General features: G+C 74.5%; 1 pseudogene. It reads left to right on the top strand.

Annotation, left to right across the window (positions count from 1 at the left end):
- Positions 1-283: 283 nt before the first annotated feature.
- Positions 284-682: pseudogene (locus ACFFNX_RS51860) on the top strand (hypothetical protein); the annotation flags it as partial.

The raw sequence follows: 682 nt of genomic DNA on the forward strand, positions 1-682 counted from the left end.
GCCGCGGGCACGCTGACCCGCCCGCTGGTCGTCGGCGCGTTCACCCGGGCACGGCGGCACCTGTCCATCGTGCACGCGGCCGGACCGGAGCTGGCCCGCGCCGTACGCGAGCGTGCGGAGCCGGCGCGCCGCACGCGGCTCGCCGACCTGCTCCGGGAGAACCTCGCCGACGTGTAGGCCCCGACAACACCCCTGACTCATCCGTAAGTGAGCCGTAAGTAACCGCTCACCTGGGATCCTGGTTGGACGTGACGTTCATCGGATCCCGTCGAAGGGGAGCGATATGGCGCTGAGACGAGGCCGGCGGCGCATCGTCGTGGCGTCGGCGACGTTGTCGGCCGGCGCGCTCGTCTTCTTCGCCGCGGAGGCCGGACCGGCGACCGCGGCCACCGGGACGAGCGTGGACGCATGCAGGCTCGGCAAGCCGCTGTGCGGCCTTCTCGGCGCGGGGAAGGGCAGGCCGGCGACGCCACCCAAACCCTCCGCCAAACCGTCGGCAAAGCACCGGCACCGGCCGAAAAACGCGAACAGGCCCGCGCCGCACCCGCGTCGCCGGGGCGTCGTGAGCCATCCCGTGGACCTGCCCGCGCCGCCGCCCGACGCGAGCCCGGAAGCCTCCTCGCCCGCGTTGCCCGACGTCCCCGGCCGGGATCCGGTCGTGGTGCCCGGGTCCACCGCGGGC

Source organism: Actinoallomurus acaciae (genome assembly GCF_042429965.1).
GTDB lineage: Bacteria > Actinomycetota > Actinomycetes > Streptosporangiales > Streptosporangiaceae > Actinoallomurus > Actinoallomurus acaciae.